Annotated in this window: 15 protein-coding genes; 2 read left to right on the plus strand and 13 right to left on the minus strand. The window is 59.6% G+C overall.

Going from position 1 to position 15743, the window contains the following annotated elements; all coding sequences use genetic code 11:
• The 7 genes from G5221_RS17020 to acs all read right to left on the minus strand — a co-directional run bounded on the left by G5221_RS17020 (position 1) and on the right by acs (position 7968).
• Positions 1–1428 carry a PTS transporter subunit EIIC gene (locus G5221_RS17020; protein ID WP_421263616.1) on the minus strand — a complete coding sequence of 476 codons (1428 nt, stop codon included), beginning with the start codon at positions 1426–1428 and terminating at the stop codon, positions 1–3.
• A gap of 89 nt (positions 1429–1517) precedes the next feature.
• Positions 1518–2975, minus strand: coding sequence for a sodium/pantothenate symporter (gene panF, locus G5221_RS17025; RefSeq protein ID WP_421172937.1), 1458 nt, complete (start codon positions 2973–2975; stop codon positions 1518–1520).
• Positions 2965–3228: a DUF997 family protein gene (locus G5221_RS17030; RefSeq protein WP_254204220.1), complete on the minus strand. Its 264-nt coding sequence runs from the start codon at positions 3226–3228 to the stop codon at positions 2965–2967. Before G5221_RS17030 ends, panF begins: the two co-directional genes overlap by 11 nt.
• Before the next feature lie 207 nt (positions 3229–3435).
• Positions 3436–4776, minus strand: a complete 1341-nt coding sequence (gene accC / locus G5221_RS17035; protein WP_216951972.1) for an acetyl-CoA carboxylase biotin carboxylase subunit — start codon at positions 4774–4776, stop codon at positions 3436–3438.
• Between the two features lie 15 nt (positions 4777–4791).
• Positions 4792–5247 carry an acetyl-CoA carboxylase biotin carboxyl carrier protein gene (gene accB / locus G5221_RS17040; RefSeq protein WP_216951971.1) on the minus strand — a complete coding sequence of 152 codons (456 nt, stop codon included), beginning with the start codon at positions 5245–5247 and terminating at the stop codon, positions 4792–4794.
• 36 nt (positions 5248–5283) lie between these two features.
• Entirely contained in the window at positions 5284–5733 is a 450-nt protein-coding gene (gene aroQ, locus G5221_RS17045; RefSeq protein ID WP_216979390.1) for a type II 3-dehydroquinate dehydratase, read from the minus strand.
• Positions 5734–6021: 288 nt separating this feature from the next.
• Positions 6022–7968: an acetate--CoA ligase gene (gene acs, locus G5221_RS17050; RefSeq protein WP_139740027.1), complete on the minus strand. Its 1947-nt coding sequence runs from the start codon at positions 7966–7968 to the stop codon at positions 6022–6024.
• A gap of 169 nt (positions 7969–8137) precedes the next feature.
• On the opposite strand from acs, the gene G5221_RS17055 reads away from it, so the two are divergent.
• Both G5221_RS17055 and G5221_RS17060 read left to right on the plus strand, forming a co-directional pair.
• Entirely contained in the window at positions 8138–8416 is a 279-nt protein-coding gene (locus tag G5221_RS17055; protein WP_227341301.1) for a hypothetical protein, read from the plus strand.
• A 277-nt stretch (positions 8417–8693) separates the two neighbouring features.
• Positions 8694–8927, plus strand: a complete 234-nt coding sequence (locus G5221_RS17060) for a hypothetical protein (protein ID WP_216951968.1) — start codon at positions 8694–8696, stop codon at positions 8925–8927.
• Here G5221_RS17060 and G5221_RS17065 read toward each other — a convergent pair.
• From G5221_RS17065 to torC, 6 genes are all read right to left on the minus strand, one after another.
• Positions 8917–9540, minus strand: coding sequence for a MipA/OmpV family protein (locus G5221_RS17065; RefSeq protein WP_227341299.1), 624 nt, complete (start codon positions 9538–9540; stop codon positions 8917–8919). The genes G5221_RS17060 and G5221_RS17065 overlap by 11 nt on opposite strands.
• Positions 9530–10669 carry a hypothetical protein gene (locus G5221_RS17070; protein WP_227341298.1) on the minus strand — a complete coding sequence of 380 codons (1140 nt, stop codon included), beginning with the start codon at positions 10667–10669 and terminating at the stop codon, positions 9530–9532. The genes G5221_RS17065 and G5221_RS17070 overlap by 11 nt, the downstream gene beginning before the upstream one ends.
• 170 nt (positions 10670–10839) lie before the next feature.
• Positions 10840–11208 (minus strand): hypothetical protein, encoded by a 369-nt coding sequence (locus tag G5221_RS17075; protein ID WP_227341296.1) that lies wholly within the window; start codon positions 11206–11208, stop codon positions 10840–10842.
• Positions 11209–11215: 7 nt separating this feature from the next.
• Positions 11216–11884, minus strand: a complete 669-nt coding sequence (torD, locus tag G5221_RS17080) for a molecular chaperone TorD (protein ID WP_042060061.1) — start codon at positions 11882–11884, stop codon at positions 11216–11218.
• Positions 11885–11983: 99 nt separating this feature from the next.
• Positions 11984–14476, minus strand: a complete 2493-nt coding sequence (torA, locus tag G5221_RS17085) for a trimethylamine-N-oxide reductase TorA (protein ID WP_227341294.1) — start codon at positions 14474–14476, stop codon at positions 11984–11986.
• Positions 14477–14503: 27 nt separating this feature from the next.
• Positions 14504–15670: a pentaheme c-type cytochrome TorC gene (gene torC / locus G5221_RS17090; protein WP_227341292.1), complete on the minus strand. Its 1167-nt coding sequence runs from the start codon at positions 15668–15670 to the stop codon at positions 14504–14506.
• Positions 15671–15743 lie beyond the last annotated feature (73 nt).

Here is a 15743-nt window from a genome sequence, read left to right on the forward strand (position 1 = left end):
TTACCAGCTGCTCTGGCTGGCCGACTCCTGATTGGGTTTGAGGCCGAGGGGGACCGACTGGCGCTCTGCCAGCATGCGGATCTGCCCTTCAATCAGGCTGGCGCTGGGGCCCAGCACCAGCACCAGCTGGTGGTCGTTGAGCTGGATCCAGGAGAGGCAGCCCAGGCCCAGCAGGCGAGATTCATCCACCAGTGAAATATCGCGCACCCGCAGGCTGAGGCGGGTGATACAGACACTCATCGCCACCAGATTGTCCATCCCGCCCAGTACCTTGAGATACTGGATCGCCAGCATCTGCGGGTCTGAGGGGGCAACGCTGGCAAGGCGCGGATGCTCCACCGCGATGGGCTTGCTCGGCATGCTGAGGGGGGCGCGCTCCAGCAGTTGGTAAAAGAGCAGGGTGTAGGCGACGAAAAACAGGATACCGACCGGAATGAGCCAGAAGCTGTGCTCCCCAGCCTGATAGCTCAGCACCAGATCCAGCATACCGGCGGAGAAGTAACTGCCCACCTTGATCCCCAGCCCGCTACAGACAGCGAGCGATAGCCCGGTCAGCAGGGCGTGGGCGAGAAACAGCCAAGGGGCGGTAAAGGCGAACAGAAATTCGATAGGCTCTGTGATACCCACCAGTGCCGAGGTGAGCGCCAGGGTGAGCAGCAGCCCGCCCTGTGGCAGCCGCTGCATCCGTTGGCGGTGCAGCCAGATGGCAAAACAGGCGCCCGGCAGGCCGAACATGATGATGGGGTAGAGACCGGCCACATACCCTTCATGAAGGGGTTGGGCGGTGGCCAGCGCCTGCAGGTTGCTCTCGCCAAGGCCGATGACGCTACCCAATACCTGATGCAGCCCGAGCGGGATCAGCAAGCGGTTGAGGGTGCCGTAGCAGAAGGCGCCAAACGGCGTGGTAAGCAGCTCGGAGGTGAGCAGGGTCAGCCCGCGCTCCAGTGGCGGCCACAGCAGCGAGAGGGGGATGGCGATCAGCAGGCAGGCCAAGGCCGACACCAGCAGGCTGGGAAACTCCCCCCTGGCGATCTGCAGCCAGCGGGGCAGCGTTTGCTGGTGAACCCAGGGATAGATAATGGCGGTGGTGAGTCCCGCCAGCAGGCCGCAGATCATGTCGGCGTGCAGGTTGGGGGCTAGCGTATTGAAAGCTGTGCTGAGCAGCAGGAAGTTGACCGCCCCCGCCAGCGTCTGTCCGCCCAGCTCCTGCCGACTCAGGCCAAAGGCGATCGCCACCGCATAGATAAGCGGCATCTGGCTGAAGATCGCCTGACCGGTGAGGGAGAGCACCGCCAAATCGAGCCCGTCGGGTTGCCCAAGCCGGTAGATCAACGCCGCCATCGGCAGGATGGAGACGGGCAGCAGCAGGGCATAACCGAGCCGCTGCAGGGCTTGAGTAACGACTTGTCGAGTGGCTTTAACGGGCATACAGCGGCTACGTTCTGTGACTTGGCGCACAGTCTAACCGGAAAACACCTATTTGGGGATAGTTTTGGAAACCCTAATTTATATTTTTATTATTTCTGCCCGAAAAGCTCGCGCACTTCCCGCGAGGGCGGTGCCGTCAGCAGGCTGACCGTGATAAAGACGACCAGCGCCAGCGTGAGGCTTGGCACGATGGCGTGCAGGCCAGCCAGCTTGATCCCCCACTGACTCAGTACCCCATAGCTGACGATGCCGCTTACCATGCTGGCCAGCGCGCCCGGGCCGTTGGCCCGCGACCAGTAGAGGCCGAGCACCAGTGGCCAGAGGAACACCGCCTGCAGACCGCCAAAGGCGAGCAGGTTGAGCCAGATGATCATCTCGGGCGGTTGCAACGCCGCTAGCAGCACCAGAGTGCCCAAGATCAGGGTGCAGAGCAGAGAGAGGCGGGGAATGCGCACTTCCAGCTTCTCCTGCTTTGGACTCAGATAGTTGAGGTAGAGATCCTTCACCAGAGTGGCGGAAGCCTGGATCAGCTGGGAGTCGATGGTGGACATGATGGCCGCCATCGGCGCAGCCAGGAAGACCCCGGCCAGCCAGGGGGGCAGCACTTCCATCATCAGGGAGGGCATGATCTTGTCCGGGCTGTCCATGCCGGGCAGGATGGCGCGGCCGAGGGCGCCAGCCAGATGCATGCCGAACATCAGCAGGGCGCTGACCACGGTGCCGATCAGAATGCCACGATGGAGCGCCTTGCTGTCGCGATAGCCAAAACAGCGCAATGCCGAGTGGGGCAGCCCCACCACCCCGACACAGACCAGGATCCAGAAGCTCAGCATAAAGGGCTGGGTCAGCATGTCGCCGGCCCCTTGCGGGCTTACCAGCTTGGGATCGATCTCCCTGAGCTGGTGGATGAGGTTCGGCAGGCCGTCACCGGCAATCAGAATTCCTGCCAGCAGGGCGCCGGTGCCGATCAGCATGATGATCCCCTGCAGGGCATCAGTCATCACCACGGCGCGGAAGCCGCCGATGATGGTGTAGAGCAGCACACAGCTGGCAAACAGCATCAACCCCTGCTGGTAGGAGAGCCCGGTGGCGGTCTCCAGCAGGCGGGCACCGCCGATAAACTGCACCACCATGGTCGCGATAAAGGCGAGGATGATAGTAACGGAGCCGAGGATCACCACTGCCTTGCTCTGATAGCGGGCCCACAGCATGTCGTTGATGGTCACCGCATTGACCCGGCGGGCGATGATGGCGAACTTCTTGCCCAGTACTCCCAGAGTGAGCCAGACGGTGGGCAGCTGGATCATCGCCAGCAACACCCAGCCCAGACCGATCTTGTAGGCCGCGCCCGGCCCACCGATAAAGGAGGAGGCCGAGGTGTAGGTGGCCACTAGCGTCATCGCCAGCACCAGCCCGCCCATGCTGCGGTTGCCGATGAAGTACTCCTGCACGAAGTTGCCTTCAGCTCTATGACGGCTGGCCCAGAAACCCACCCCCAGCACCAGCACCAGATAGATGAAGAGCGGCAGCATCAGCTCAAGATTCATGGGATGACTCCTTGCCGGAAGGGGCTGGGGTATCGAGGGGGATATCCACAAACAGTCGATCCACCATCAGGGCACATAGTGCGATGAACAGCAGTGGCATCGCCACGCAACTGAGCAGGAACCAAAGGGGAATGTCCCAGCATTCGATCTCTTCCGGGATCAGATAAGCCGTGCCATACCAGGCAAGAAAATAGAGTAGGGTCAGCAGCAGGCAGAAAGCTGCTTCCCGGCGGGCGAGAGCAAAACGGTTCACCTTGGCCTCCGACAATTTTGAGGGGCGCAAGGATAACAAAAAAGGGCCATGTCGCCATGGCCCTTTTTCAGCAGAGGCTCCTTGCGGAGCAGACTTCCACCGGAAGTCCGGTCTCTATCAGAGATCCTTACAGACCCAACTTCTTGTGCAGATAGTGGGCGTTGGTACTGCCACCGTGCAATGTCATCGGGTCTCTATCAGCGATCCTTACAGACCTAACTTCTTGTGCAGGTAGTGGATATTGGTGCCACCGTGCTGGAAGTTTTCGTCTTTCATGATCTCTTTTTGCAGCGGTACGTTGGTCTTGATCCCTTCCACTACCAGCTCGTCCAGCGCATGGCGCATGCGGGCGATGGCAATGTCACGATTCTCGCCGTAGCAGATCAGCTTGCCGATCATCGAATCATAGTGGGGCGGTACCTTGTAACCGGCATAGATGTGGGAGTCCCAACGCACGCCCAGACCACCCGGCGCGTGGAAGCGCTGCACCAGACCCGGAGAGGGCATGAAGGTGGCCGGATCTTCGGCGTTGATCCGGCACTCGATGGCATGACCACGGATGCGGATATCCTGCTGGGTGATCGACAGGGGCTGACCGGCGGCGATGCGCAGCTGCTCCTTGATCAGATCGATACCGGTGACCATCTCGGTGACCGGATGCTCAACCTGGATACGGGTGTTCATTTCGATGAAATAGAACTCGCCGTTCTCGTACAGGAACTCGAAAGTACCCGCACCGCGGTAGCCGATCTCGATACAGGCGCGCACACAGCGCTCGCCGATGAACTTGCGCATTTCGGCGGTGATGCCGGGTGCCGGCGCCTCTTCCACCACTTTCTGGTGGCGACGCTGCATGGAGCAGTCACGCTCGCCCAGATAGAGGGCGTTGCCCTGGCCGTCTGCCAACACCTGAATTTCGATGTGGCGCGGGTTTTCCAGGTACTTCTCCATGTAGACCATGTCGTTCTTGAAGAACTGGCCTGCTTCGGATTTGGTTAGGGCAATGGCGGAGGCTAGCTCGGCCTCGCTGCGTACCACGCGCATGCCACGACCACCGCCGCCACCGGCGGCCTTGATGATCACCGGATAGCCGATGCGCTTGGCAATGGCGGCGTTGCGCTTGGTGTCGTTGTCCACCGGACCGTCAGAGCCCGGTACACACGGTACGCCTGCCTTCTTCATCGCTTCGATGGCGGAGACTTTGTCACCCATCAGGCGGATGGTCTCGGCGCGCGGGCCGATGAAGATGAAGCCGGATTTTTCGACCACTTCGGCAAAATCGGCGTTCTCGGAAAGGAAGCCGTAACCCGGGTGGATGGCCACGGCACCGGTCACCTCGGCGGCGGCGATGATGGCCGGAACGTTGAGGTAGGAGTCGGTACTGGCTGGTTTGCCGATACAGATGGATTCGTCGGCCAGCAGCACATGTTTGAGCTCCCGGTCGGCGGTGGAGTGAACGGCCACTGTCTTTATCCCGAGCTCTTTGCAGGCGCGCAGGATCCGCAGGGCAATTTCACCGCGGTTGGCGATGACTACTTTGTCCAACATGGGTGGCGATTTCCCTTATTCGATGATGAACAGCGGCTCGTCAAATTCGACGGCCTGACCATTTTCAACCAGGATCGCTTTGATCACACCGGCCTTGTCAGACTCGATTTGGTTCATCATTTTCATGGCTTCGACGATGCACAGGGTATCGCCGACATTGACTTGCTGACCCACTTCCACGAACGGCTTGGCTTCCGGGCTGGAGGAGCGGTAGAAGGAGCCAACCATGGGAGAGCGCATCAGGTGACCGCTCGGTGCGGCATCTGCGGCCGGCGCAGCGGCAACCGGGGCGGCGGCTGGAGCGGCAACCGGAGCGGCTGCTTGCTGCATGATCATCTGCGGTGCGGCAGTGACCTGGCCTGCGAAGTTGCGGCTGATGCGAACGGACTCTTCACCTTCGGAGATCTCCAGTTCGGCGATGCCGGACTCTTCAACCAGTTCAATCAGCTTCTTGATTTTGCGGATATCCATTAGCATTCTCTTTCTTCTTTATCTGATCAGTGATTATCAAGCCGCGTGCAGATGGCGCACGGCCGCGGTTAAAGCGAATTGATAGCCATCGGCCCCCAGACCACAAATGACCCCTTTGGCGACATCAGACAGATAGGAGTGATGACGAAACGGCTCCCTGGCATGAACGTTTGACAGGTGAACCTCGATAAAGGGGATGGCGACACCCAGCAGCGCATCGCGGATGGCGACGCTGGTGTGGGTGAAGGCGGCCGGATTGATGATGATGAAATCCACCTGACCCATGGCCTGATGGATGCGGCTGACCAACTCATGTTCGGCGTTGGATTGCAGATGTTCCAGAGTGACACCGAGTTCGCTGGCGTTAAGCTTCAGATCGGCGACGATCTCATCAAGCGTCTTGCTGCCGTAGATACCCGGTTCCCGTTTGCCCAGCAGATTCAGGTTTGGTCCGTTGAGCAGGAGAATTCGGTGATTTTGCGACATATTGAGTACATCCTCGATGATAATGCTGCTATCTATCAGCTATCTTGTGGACTACCAGAAATCTAGCCATTTTCTGCGCAAATCGGTGTGCCCTGGCACACAGATTTCGCAATTATATTGATTTCGTGAAAATTAGCAGCATTTTACTGGTCTAATCTCTACATCTGGCTATTTATTGCACATTTTGGTCGACAAGGCTCCGTAGCTACCGCCTTGCTGTTTGCTGGCGGATAAGAAACGACAAAGCCGGCACAAGGCCGGCTTTGTTGAGCAACAAACGAAGCGGGATCAGGCAGCTTCCGACTTCTCGCGAATGAGTTTGTCTACCACCCCCGGATCCGCCAGGGTGGAGATATCCCCCAGGCTGTCGGTCTCGCCGGTGGCGATCTTGCGCAAGATGCGACGCATGATCTTGCCGGAACGGGTCTTCGGCAGCCCCTCCGCCCAGTGAATGACATCCGGCGTGGCAATGGCACCGATCTCCTTACGCACCCACTCCTTCACCTCTTTGTGCAGCTCGCGGCTTGGCTCTTCTCCGGCGATCAGGGTGACATAGGCATAGATACCCTGACCCTTGATCTCGTGGGGCACCCCCACCACCGCCGCTTCAGCGATCTTGGGATGGGCCACCAGCGCCGATTCAATTTCGGCGGTACCCATGCGGTGGCCGGAGACGTTCAGTACATCATCCACCCGACCGGTGATCCAGTAGTAGCCGTCCTCGTCGCGACGGGCACCGTCGCCGGTGAAGTAGCGGCCCGGGAAGGTGGAGAAGTAGGTCTGCTCGAAGCGCTCGTGATCGCCGAACACGGTGCGCATCTGGCCCGGCCAGGAGTCGGTGATCACCAGATTGCCCTCGGTGGCCCCCTCCAGCGGCTCGCCCATGTTGTCGACCAGCGCCGGTTGCACCCCGAAGAAGGGACGAGTCGCCGAGCCCGGTTTCAGGTCGGTGACGCCGGGCAGCGGCGTAATCAGGATGCCGCCGGTTTCGGTTTGCCACCAGGTATCGACAATGGGGCAGCGCTCGTCACCAATGGTGCGGTAGTACCACTCCCAGGCTTCCGGGTTGATGGGTTCACCCACCGAGCCCATGATGCGCAGGCTCTGGCGTGACGTGCCGGTGACGGCTTCGGTGCCTTTGGCCATCAGGGCGCGGATGGCGGTGGGGGCGGTATAGAGAATAGTGACCTGGTGCTTGTCCACCACCTGACTCATGCGGTTGGTGGCAGGGTAGTTGGGCACCCCTTCGAACATGATGGTGGTGGCACCGTTGGCAAGCGGCCCGTATACCAGATAGGAGTGACCGGTAACCCAGCCCACATCGGCGGTACACCAGTAGATATCCTCTTCGTGGTAGTCGAACACATATTTGAAGGTGAGGGTGGCATAGACCAGATAGCCGCCGGTGGTGTGCAGCACCCCCTTGGGTTTGCCGGTGGAGCCGGAGGTATAGAGGATAAAAAGCGGATCTTCGGCGTTCATCGCCTCGGGCGGGCAGTCGCTGCTGACGGTGGCGGTCGCTTCATGCCACCAGATGTCGCGGTGATTGTGCCAGGCGACATTGCCGCCGGTGCGCTTGAGGACGATCACCTTGTTGACCTGGGTTTCCGGGTTGGTGAGCGCTTCATCCACATTCTTCTTGAGCGGCACCGGACGGCCACCGCGCAGTCCCTCGTCGGCGGTGATCACGATGCGCGAGCCGGAGTCGATGATGCGACCAGCCAGCGCTTCTGGCGAGAAGCCGCCGAAGACGATGCTGTGTACCGCGCCGATGCGGGTACAGGCCAGCATGGCGATGGCGGCTTCGGGTACCATCGGCATATAGAGGCAGACCACGTCGCCGCGGTGAACCCCCTGTGCTTTCAATACGTTGGCAAACTTGCACACTTCGCTGTGCAGTTCGCGGTAAGTGAGTTTGCGATCTTCGGCAGGGTTGTCCCCTTCCCAGATGATGGCGACCTTGTCACCCCGTTCGGCGAGATGGCGATCGAGACAGTTGGCGGAGACGTTGAGCTGGCCATCTTCAAACCATTTGATGGAGACATGGCCCGGATCGTAGGAGGTGTTCTTGACCTTGGTATAGGGTTTCATCCAGTCGAGAATTTTTCCCTGCTCTCCCCAGAAGGTATCGGGATCCTCGACGGAGGCCTGATACATGGCGGCGTAGTCGCCCTTGTCTAGCAGTGCATTGCTGCTGATGTGGGGTTTGACCGGGTAGACCTTGCTCTCGCTCATCTGTCACTCCTTTGAATACATACTTTTAATAATTAAGTAACAACTTATACCTTTGGCTGATGGGGGCAATTAGACTTTTGGATAGACAGCAACATTTGGTTACAGGGTTATGGGTGACACTCACGCAGTGAGTCGGTAAAAAGGAGGACTTCGATGGATGGAGGTAGTTATGTTCTCTCTATTGCTCTGTGCATCCCTGTGGCAGTTTGATACGACTGTTCTTGCAGACAACCCTCCCAAAGAGTTTGCGATTACACACCAGGAGCCTTCACTGACTGTGCGGGAGCGGGTTGCCGATGAGCTTGGCAACGCATGGCAGGCAAAAAAACCGGGGGCCAAATTTTCCCTCAGTGAGCCTGGATCCCGTTATTCGGGCGACTCCCCGCTCACACGCATGCTCAATGAGCGGGATGATGGTGGTGTTCCCACCCTGACGTTTGGCAGATAGTCATATCTATCGCCAGGGGATTTTCCCCTGCGGCACCAATGACATCATCATCCTTTGATGAACGCAGTCGACCTGACGTTGCGTACCAATAGATAATCCCTTCTTCCCCTGTTAAGGGCTTGTGGGCACAGATGTTCAGCCTGAGTTGCAAGCCCTTGCTACCGTGGTCCTTTTGACATCCCGAGAGAGCGTTATGTCGCTAACAGAGGATGTTTATCATGCGCGATCAGAGCGTTAGTGCTTGAGCTGTGCGGCTTGCTGGCAAAGAGGGCTGACGATGATTGACTCTGTTGTAATGGAATTTGGCAACATGGTTGGCATGTTGCCATTTGGTCAGGAAACCTGGAGTGCGCAGCAACAGGATATCCCCCTGATTGCAGGAAGCAGTTGCATTGTAGAGCCTAATGATGCGATGGGTTTGACTGTCTGTGCGTTTTCATTTGGCTGGACCCAAGATAGGTGGGCGCTGGTAAACGTGGAAGTTGCCTGTGGTGTGAGTGTTACCAGCTGAAGCGATAGCTCAGGGTCAGGTTCACGACGGGTTGCCAATCGCGATCCTTGATGAGCCACTGCTTGGCACCCGCTTCTGCGTCGAGTTGCCACTTTTGCCAAGCCCAACTGTGCTCCAGGGTTAGCCCCCAGTCTCGCCAACCTTCATGAGCATCATAAGCGGCCATGTGTGCCTGATTGCCCCGGGTCAGCCTGAGGTTGAGGGAGAGCCCGGCCGGCAGCGGCAGGCTGTGCTCCATGTACCAGAGCTGGCCATAACGGCCAGTGAGGTCGACGAGCTGGGACAACGTCAATTGATGGTCATCATCCAGCTGCCATCCCAGGCGCCACATAGCACTGAAACGGGTACTATCAACCACTGGCATGGATCCAACTCCCAAGGCGATAAAACTCTTTTCATAGAGAGGTAGTGCCAGCCCGGCACTGCTTCCGTTAGTGAAAAGGAGCCCAACCTGGGTCTCCCGTTCATAACCCCACCAGAGTTGGCTGTGCTGGGTTGCGTTACTACTGGCCTGGTTACTATCCAGTTGCCAGCTGCTGCCCAGTAACAACTCCTTTGCTTGCAATGGTAGCGTCACCAGTATTAGCAGCGACAGCCAATACTTATTTGCCATATAGCCGCGCCCAGTCCCGATCCTGATGCATTCCCATCAGATGACAGATGATGCCGGAGCGCTGGAAAGCATAAATAAGCAGTATGCTGGCGGTGCAGAGCAACATGATAAGGCCAAAACTGTTGGGCAGTATGGTGCCCTGACGGGCGGTCCACCACAGTAGCAAGGGGCCCCACAGGTGCACGAAGATGCTCTTGTGGAAGATGAAGACGGTCAGCGAGTACATGCCGATCCAGTTGAGTGGTCGCCAGCAGAGACGGATATTGTGTTGGTGTAGCCAGAGCACGGTACCGATCACCAGAAACTCCATACCCCAGATCCCGGCTCGGCCGATCATGTCCAGCGCCAGTTCGTGTTCGTTGGCGTAGATGTCGTTGAGCTCGACCGTGCTTGTCTCGCCGAACATGAGATAGATGGCCAGCGCCACCAGCGACAGCGTCAGTACCAGACGGTTGAGGCGATCTCGCCATTGTGGGCGCTGATGCCAGCACCAGCCATAGAGAAAGCCGAAACAGCCACTGGCCATGAAGAGGTCGAGACGGGCATCCAGCTCATAGTCGGGGTGAACGTGCAGCTTCATCCAGCTGTCGATATGGCCGAGCAGATCCTGTACGCCGAGTTGATCCAGTAGCAGGCTTAGAAGGGTCAGCAGGAGCATGCCGCGGATGCCAAACCAGGCATACACCATGGAGAAGAGCGCCAGCAGGCACATCCAGAGCATGACCGGGTAGAACGAGATGGCCTCGCCGAAGTTGGGGGCGATGACCAACCCTTCGACATAGAGCATCAGTATGATGCTGGCAAACAGGGCCAGCTTGCTGCCCAGCTGCGGTTTGAAGTTGGCCTGATCGCGGCGGCTCAGGTTGAATGCGGCCAAGGCCAGGTAGATCTGGCTGACCCAGGGGATTAACCAGGCTGATGCGTGTGCTGTCAGCTGATCCATGGGGAGCAGGTGTCCCGCCATTGCCTTGTGTGATACATAGAAGCTGTCCCACAAGGCATGTTCCCGATTGAAGAAATCGATGTACCAGTAGTTGAGGTAACCGGTGTAGTGCTCAAAAACGGCCATGAAGATGACAAGCCCGCGCAACAGATCGAGGCCTGTGATGCGCGCATCCTGTGGAGGCATACGATTGCTCCTGTGTAGTGTGGCGAAAGGAGCGGCACTATATCGGCTTTTGTAAAACTGAACGGGAGCTGAATGTAAGCAAATATTACGGGGTGCTGTACCGATGTGCTTGTAATCGCTGGGAAGTGCCTGACCTGGCTGTCATGATTTGCAATATTATTGGCTGTTTTTTAGCCTTTCTCTCGGCCAAATGCTTGAATACCGCGCACAAATACCAGCCAGCCGAGCAGATGGAAGGGGAGGGCGAGCAGATAGAGCAGCAGGAAGTGCGACTCGCTGCCACTGCTGTTGATGAAGTCGATCCAGGCGGCCAGCAGCGCCAGCATGCCGGCAATCTGGAAGCGGCGGCGCAACACCACCTCGACGCCGAGATTGGCAAGGTAGAGGGTGAGCAGGATGCCGGCAAAGCCGGTGAGCTGGGCGGTGCCGTAGAGCTCGCGATCCGGGTTGAACAGCAGCGCGATCAGGGGAGTAATGCCCTGATCCAGCGGGATCAGGGCCAGCAGCCAGCATGCAATCAGAAGCAGGGCTGTCTTCATCGCGGCCTCAGTCGGCGGACGGTGCCGGTTTGACCAGAGAGAGGTAGTTGGCATCCATCTTGAGGAAGACCCCCAGCAGACGGGCACTGGCGCCGTAGAAGCCAAACCGGTCGGCGGCGCGACAGGCGCTTTCGAACTTGTCAAACCAGCCCAGCAGATGGCCGTGCAGCAGCGCTTCCTGCTCATCGAGCCAGCGTTCCCGCTCGGCCGCGCTCTTGGCTTCCGCCGCACGGATGATGAGATTGCCCATCAAATCCAGCTCGATGGCCAGATGGTCGGCAGGCTCTTTGTATTTATCGCTGACATTGATACCAAGGCGATCGAGGCGGGCCTGCATCTCGGCCATCGGGGCCTGCATCAGCAGCTTGGCATCGCCACGATAGAGCGATTCGTAGGGCAGGGCGCCCTGTTTGGGATCCACCAGAAACAGGCCGGCGAAGTCGGCGGCGAGTTCGAGCTGGCGATCCGGGCGCACCAGCAGGCGGGCGATGGCCTCGTTGAGTTCGGCCACGGCTTCGCGCATCGGATCCAGGGTGGAGAGGCTTTTCAGGAAGCTTCGCACATCATAGGTGTCATATTCGGCGATCTGCTCATCACTGAGTTCGGCGGCGAACAGGGTGGAGAACCACCAGTAGAGTTCGGCCCGGCGTTCGCTGGTAGCCATAAATTCCTGCATTTTTCCTCCGTGGATGGCAATCGGGAGCCTTGATGGCTCCCGATTCTAACGACTTTAAAAATAAAGGAAACTCAAGGGGTCGCTTTCGTCCCCTTGGGGTCAGAGTGCCGGGAACATGGGGTCGATGCCCTTGGCCGATTCCGGCGCGCCGAAGGCAGTGACGGCGGGCGCCTGTCCGCGGAACTTCTCGATCTCCACCAGCGCGGTATGGGCCGTGGTGGCCTGCGCTAGGCTGGAGGAGCCGATGTCGGCGGTCAGCACGTTGGGATCGCCGTAGGTACAGAGCGTCCCCACCTTGCCACCTTCTTGCGGGCCATACCAGGCTCCTTCCTGAATGCGCACCACGCCGGGGGCGTAGTCATCGCTCACCACCAGCCCGGCCAATACCTGACCGCGACCGTTGAACACCCGCACCAGATCGCCGTCCTTGAGGCCGCGGGATTTGGCATCCTGCGGATTCATATAGACAGGCTCGCGACCCTGCACCGTGTAGGTTGCGCGGTAGTTGTCGGAGGAGCAGAGCTGGCTGTGTAGCCGCTTGTCCGGGTGGCAGGATTGCAGGTGCAGCGGGTACTGTTTGCTGCCCGGCCCGCCGTGAGAGCGCTCGTAGGGTTCAATCCAGACCGGGTGGCCCGGGCAATCCCCATAGCCGTAGTCGGCGATGGTCTTGGAGTAGATCTCGATAAGGCCGGAAGGGGTGCCCAGTGGCTCCAGATCCGGCTCCTGACGGAACGACTCGTGGCGCACCCAGGGTTGGCCCGCCGGGAAGGTGACGAAGCCTTCGCCGTGCCAGAACTGGCTGAAACGGGGCAGACGAATGCCGATGCCGCGGCCCTGCAGGCGGGCGTCGTCATAGATGCTCTGGATCCACTCCAGCTTGCTCTTGCCGCCGGTGAACTCGGCCTCACGACCGAAGCGACGGCAGAGATCGGCGAAGATGTCGTAGTCATCCCGCGCCTCGAACAGCGGCTCCACCACCTTGTACATGGCCAGAATGCCCGCGTTGGAGTGAGATCCCCACTGCTCGATGTCATCCCGCTCATAGGTGGTGGTGGCGGGCAGCACGATATCGGCGAAGCGGCAGCTGGCAGTCCACTGGTGATCGATGCTGACCACGGTTTCCAGCTTGCGCCAGGCGGCGACCATCTTGTTGCGATCCTGCTGGTGGTGGAACGGGTTGTTGCCGCAGAACACCGCCATCTTCATGTGGGGGTAGGTGATGGTCTGGCCGTTGAAGGCGATCTGCTTGCCCGGATTGAGGATGCAGTCGACGAAGCGGGCCACCGGAATGTATTTGGAGTAGCCCTTCCAGTCGCCGTCATGGAGCGGCTTGACCCCGGGAATGACCGAGCTGAAACCTGACATGATGGGGCCGCTGGAGGTGATGGTGCCCGCCCCGTTGTAGTGCCAGCCAAAGCCGTAACCGCCCCCCGGCAGGCCGATCTGGCCAATCATCGAGGCCAGAACCACCAGCATCCAGGCGTACTGCTCGCCGTGGTGCATGCGCTGCACGCACCAGCCGCCGATAAGCTGGGTGCGGCCGCTGCTCATGGTGCGGGCCAGCTCGCGGATGGTCTCGGCTGGTACGCCACAGATGGCGGCGGCCCACTCGGCGTCCTTCACCTGACCATCGCTGGTGCCCAGCAGGTAGGGCAGGAACTTGTCAAAGCCGGTGGTGTAGTTCTTCAGGAACGCCTCGTCGTGGCGCTTCTCGCTGTAGAGGGTGTGGGCGATGCCCAGCATCAGCGGTACGTCGGTTTGCGGATTCAGGGTCACCTGATCGCAGTTGAGGTACTTCTGGGTCTTGGATTTGACCGGGTCGACACTGATCACCCTGATCTCACCTTTGGCCACCTTCTCTTTCAGCTGCGCCCAGTAGTCGTAGACGCTGTGATCCGGCACCAGCCAGCCCACCTGCAGGTTCTTGATGGGATCGGAGCCCCAGATGACGATGGTCTTGCTGTGTTCCAGCACCAGCGGCCAGGAGGTCTGCTGCTCATACACCTCCATGGCGCCCGCCACGTGGGGCAGGATTACCTGGGCGGCACCGGTGGAGTAGTCACCGGCCTTGGCCAGATAGGTGCCGTGCAGGTTCATGGCGCGCCCCAGCATGGCACCAGCGGAGTGCAGCTTGCCCACCGACTGCCAGCCGGAGTGGCCGGCATAGAGGGCGCTCGGGCCATAGGTCTTCTGCACCCGCTCCAGCTCGTGATAGAAGAAGTCCAGCGCCTGGGACCATGTGACCCGCACGAAGCGGTTTTGGCCGCGTTCGCTGGTGTCGGACTGGTGGCCCTTGCGCAGCCAGTCTAGTCGCACCATGGGGTAGCGGATGCGGGAGGGGTTGTAGACCACCTCACTCAAGGCCTTGAGCATGTCGGTGGGGTGCTTGTCATGCTCGAACGGCAGGGTCTCGACCCAGCGCCCATCGACCACCCGGGCACGGAAGGCGCCCCAGTGGGAGCCGGACTGCACCAGCTTGTCGCCAGACTCGGCGGCCATCACGGCGCGACCGAGCAGGGAGGGGCCGATCAGGGCAGAGGCACCGCTGGCCAGCAAGCCACCCAGAAAACCACGACGGGAAATATTGATCATCTTGTTATTCCTCTTTCGAATCCGGACTTAGTGGCTGTCCTGACCACCGGTATCGGCGGCATGGTTTTGCAGGTATTTGAGCAGGGTGCGCTCCTCTTCCTTGCTCAGGCGATAGTAGGCAGACATCGCCTTGAGTCCCGAAATCCAGCCGTTGGCAGTGAAGTGAGCGGGATCCGGCGCGCCGTGGCAGGAGTTACAGGTGGATTTGTACATCTCGCCGGCGTAATCCCAGATTGGCTTGAGCGAGGACTCAAAGCCCTTGCCATCGACCCAGGCCTGCACCTGAACCTGCTCCCACTTGATATGGGTGGCGCTGTCGGTCTCCTGCTTGAGCACTTTCTCGCTCGCTTTCAGTTCGTCACGGATGGTGGCGACGAAGACCCGCTTGCCCATGTATTCGCTCAGCACCCGGCCCTTGCCATCGCTCTCGCGCCACCCTTCGATGGTTACCTTGAGGCGATCGCCGCTGCGGTCTACGACGTCGATGCGGGAGGCGGGCAGCAGTTTGCCGACCGGGTCGGTGCTCTGTTCGCTGGCGTAGAGATCTTTTTCACCCAGGTTGTAGAGGGTCTCGGTGGCTGGCGCCTCTTGCGCGTCGTTGACCAGGGTGGCGTAAGTGGCCCGGAAGCCGCCCGCCATGTTGGGCAGTTCGTGGGCGATGCCTTTGTGGCACTCGATGCAGTTCATGTTCTTCGCCGCCGCATCTTTCATCGCCAGCGCTGCCGCCTGGGACTGCTTGGCGTGATCCATGTTGTCGTAGCTGTGGCAGGACTTGCAGGTCTTGGAGTTCTGGCTGCTCATCCGCGCCCACACCTTCTCGGCCAGATGCAGGCGCCGGTCCTCGAACTTCTCCTGGGTGTCGATGCTGTGGCCTATGTACTCCTGATAGAGGTCGTTGGCCGCCTCCATCTTGCGGGCCACCTTGCCGACGAAATCTTTCGGCTGATGACAGTCGGTACAGACCGCCTGTACCCCTGAGGCATTCTTGAAGTGGATGGACTCCTTGTACTCCGGATAGACGGTGTCTTTCATGGAGTGGCAGGAGATACAGAATTCGAGGCTGCTGGTTTTCTCAAAGCCATAGTGCAGGCCGACGGTGCCCGCGAGGGTGACGCCGACGCCCACCAGAAGCAGCGCCAGTACCGACCAGCGACGGCTGGGGGTGCGCAGGAAGTGCCACAGTTTTTTCATCATGCTCTCTCACATCACTTTTTTGATGGGAGCCATGATAGGGAGGCGTTGTGAACAGAGCTGCCGCCACAAATTA

The sequence above is a fragment of the Aeromonas sp. 602200 genome, assembly GCF_049173895.1.
GTDB lineage: Bacteria > Pseudomonadota > Gammaproteobacteria > Enterobacterales > Aeromonadaceae > Aeromonas > Aeromonas veronii_A.

Coding starts and splice junctions, on each gene's coding strand:
- G5221_RS17020 (WP_421263616.1), bottom strand. CDS start 1,428: ATGCCCGTTAAAGCCACTCGACAAGTCGTTACTCAAGCCCTGCAGCGG.
- panF (WP_421172937.1), bottom strand. CDS start 2,975: ATGAATCTTGAGCTGATGCTGCCGCTCTTCATCTATCTGGTGCTGGTG.
- accC (WP_216951972.1), bottom strand. CDS start 4,776: ATGTTGGACAAAGTAGTCATCGCCAACCGCGGTGAAATTGCCCTGCGG.
- accB (WP_216951971.1), bottom strand. CDS start 5,247: ATGGATATCCGCAAAATCAAGAAGCTGATTGAACTGGTTGAAGAGTCC.
- aroQ (WP_216979390.1), bottom strand. CDS start 5,733: ATGTCGCAAAATCACCGAATTCTCCTGCTCAACGGACCAAACCTGAAT.
- acs (WP_139740027.1), bottom strand. CDS start 7,968: ATGAGCGAGAGCAAGGTCTACCCGGTCAAACCCCACATCAGCAGCAAT.
- G5221_RS17055 (WP_227341301.1), top strand. CDS start 8,138: ATGTTCTCTCTATTGCTCTGTGCATCCCTGTGGCAGTTTGATACGACT.
- G5221_RS17060 (WP_216951968.1), top strand. CDS start 8,694: ATGATTGACTCTGTTGTAATGGAATTTGGCAACATGGTTGGCATGTTG.
- G5221_RS17065 (WP_227341299.1), bottom strand. CDS start 9,540: ATGGCAAATAAGTATTGGCTGTCGCTGCTAATACTGGTGACGCTACCA.
- G5221_RS17070 (WP_227341298.1), bottom strand. CDS start 10,669: ATGCCTCCACAGGATGCGCGCATCACAGGCCTCGATCTGTTGCGCGGG.
- G5221_RS17075 (WP_227341296.1), bottom strand. CDS start 11,208: ATGAAGACAGCCCTGCTTCTGATTGCATGCTGGCTGCTGGCCCTGATC.
- torD (WP_042060061.1), bottom strand. CDS start 11,884: ATGCAGGAATTTATGGCTACCAGCGAACGCCGGGCCGAACTCTACTGG.
- torA (WP_227341294.1), bottom strand. CDS start 14,476: ATGATCAATATTTCCCGTCGTGGTTTTCTGGGTGGCTTGCTGGCCAGC.
- torC (WP_227341292.1), bottom strand. CDS start 15,670: ATGATGAAAAAACTGTGGCACTTCCTGCGCACCCCCAGCCGTCGCTGG.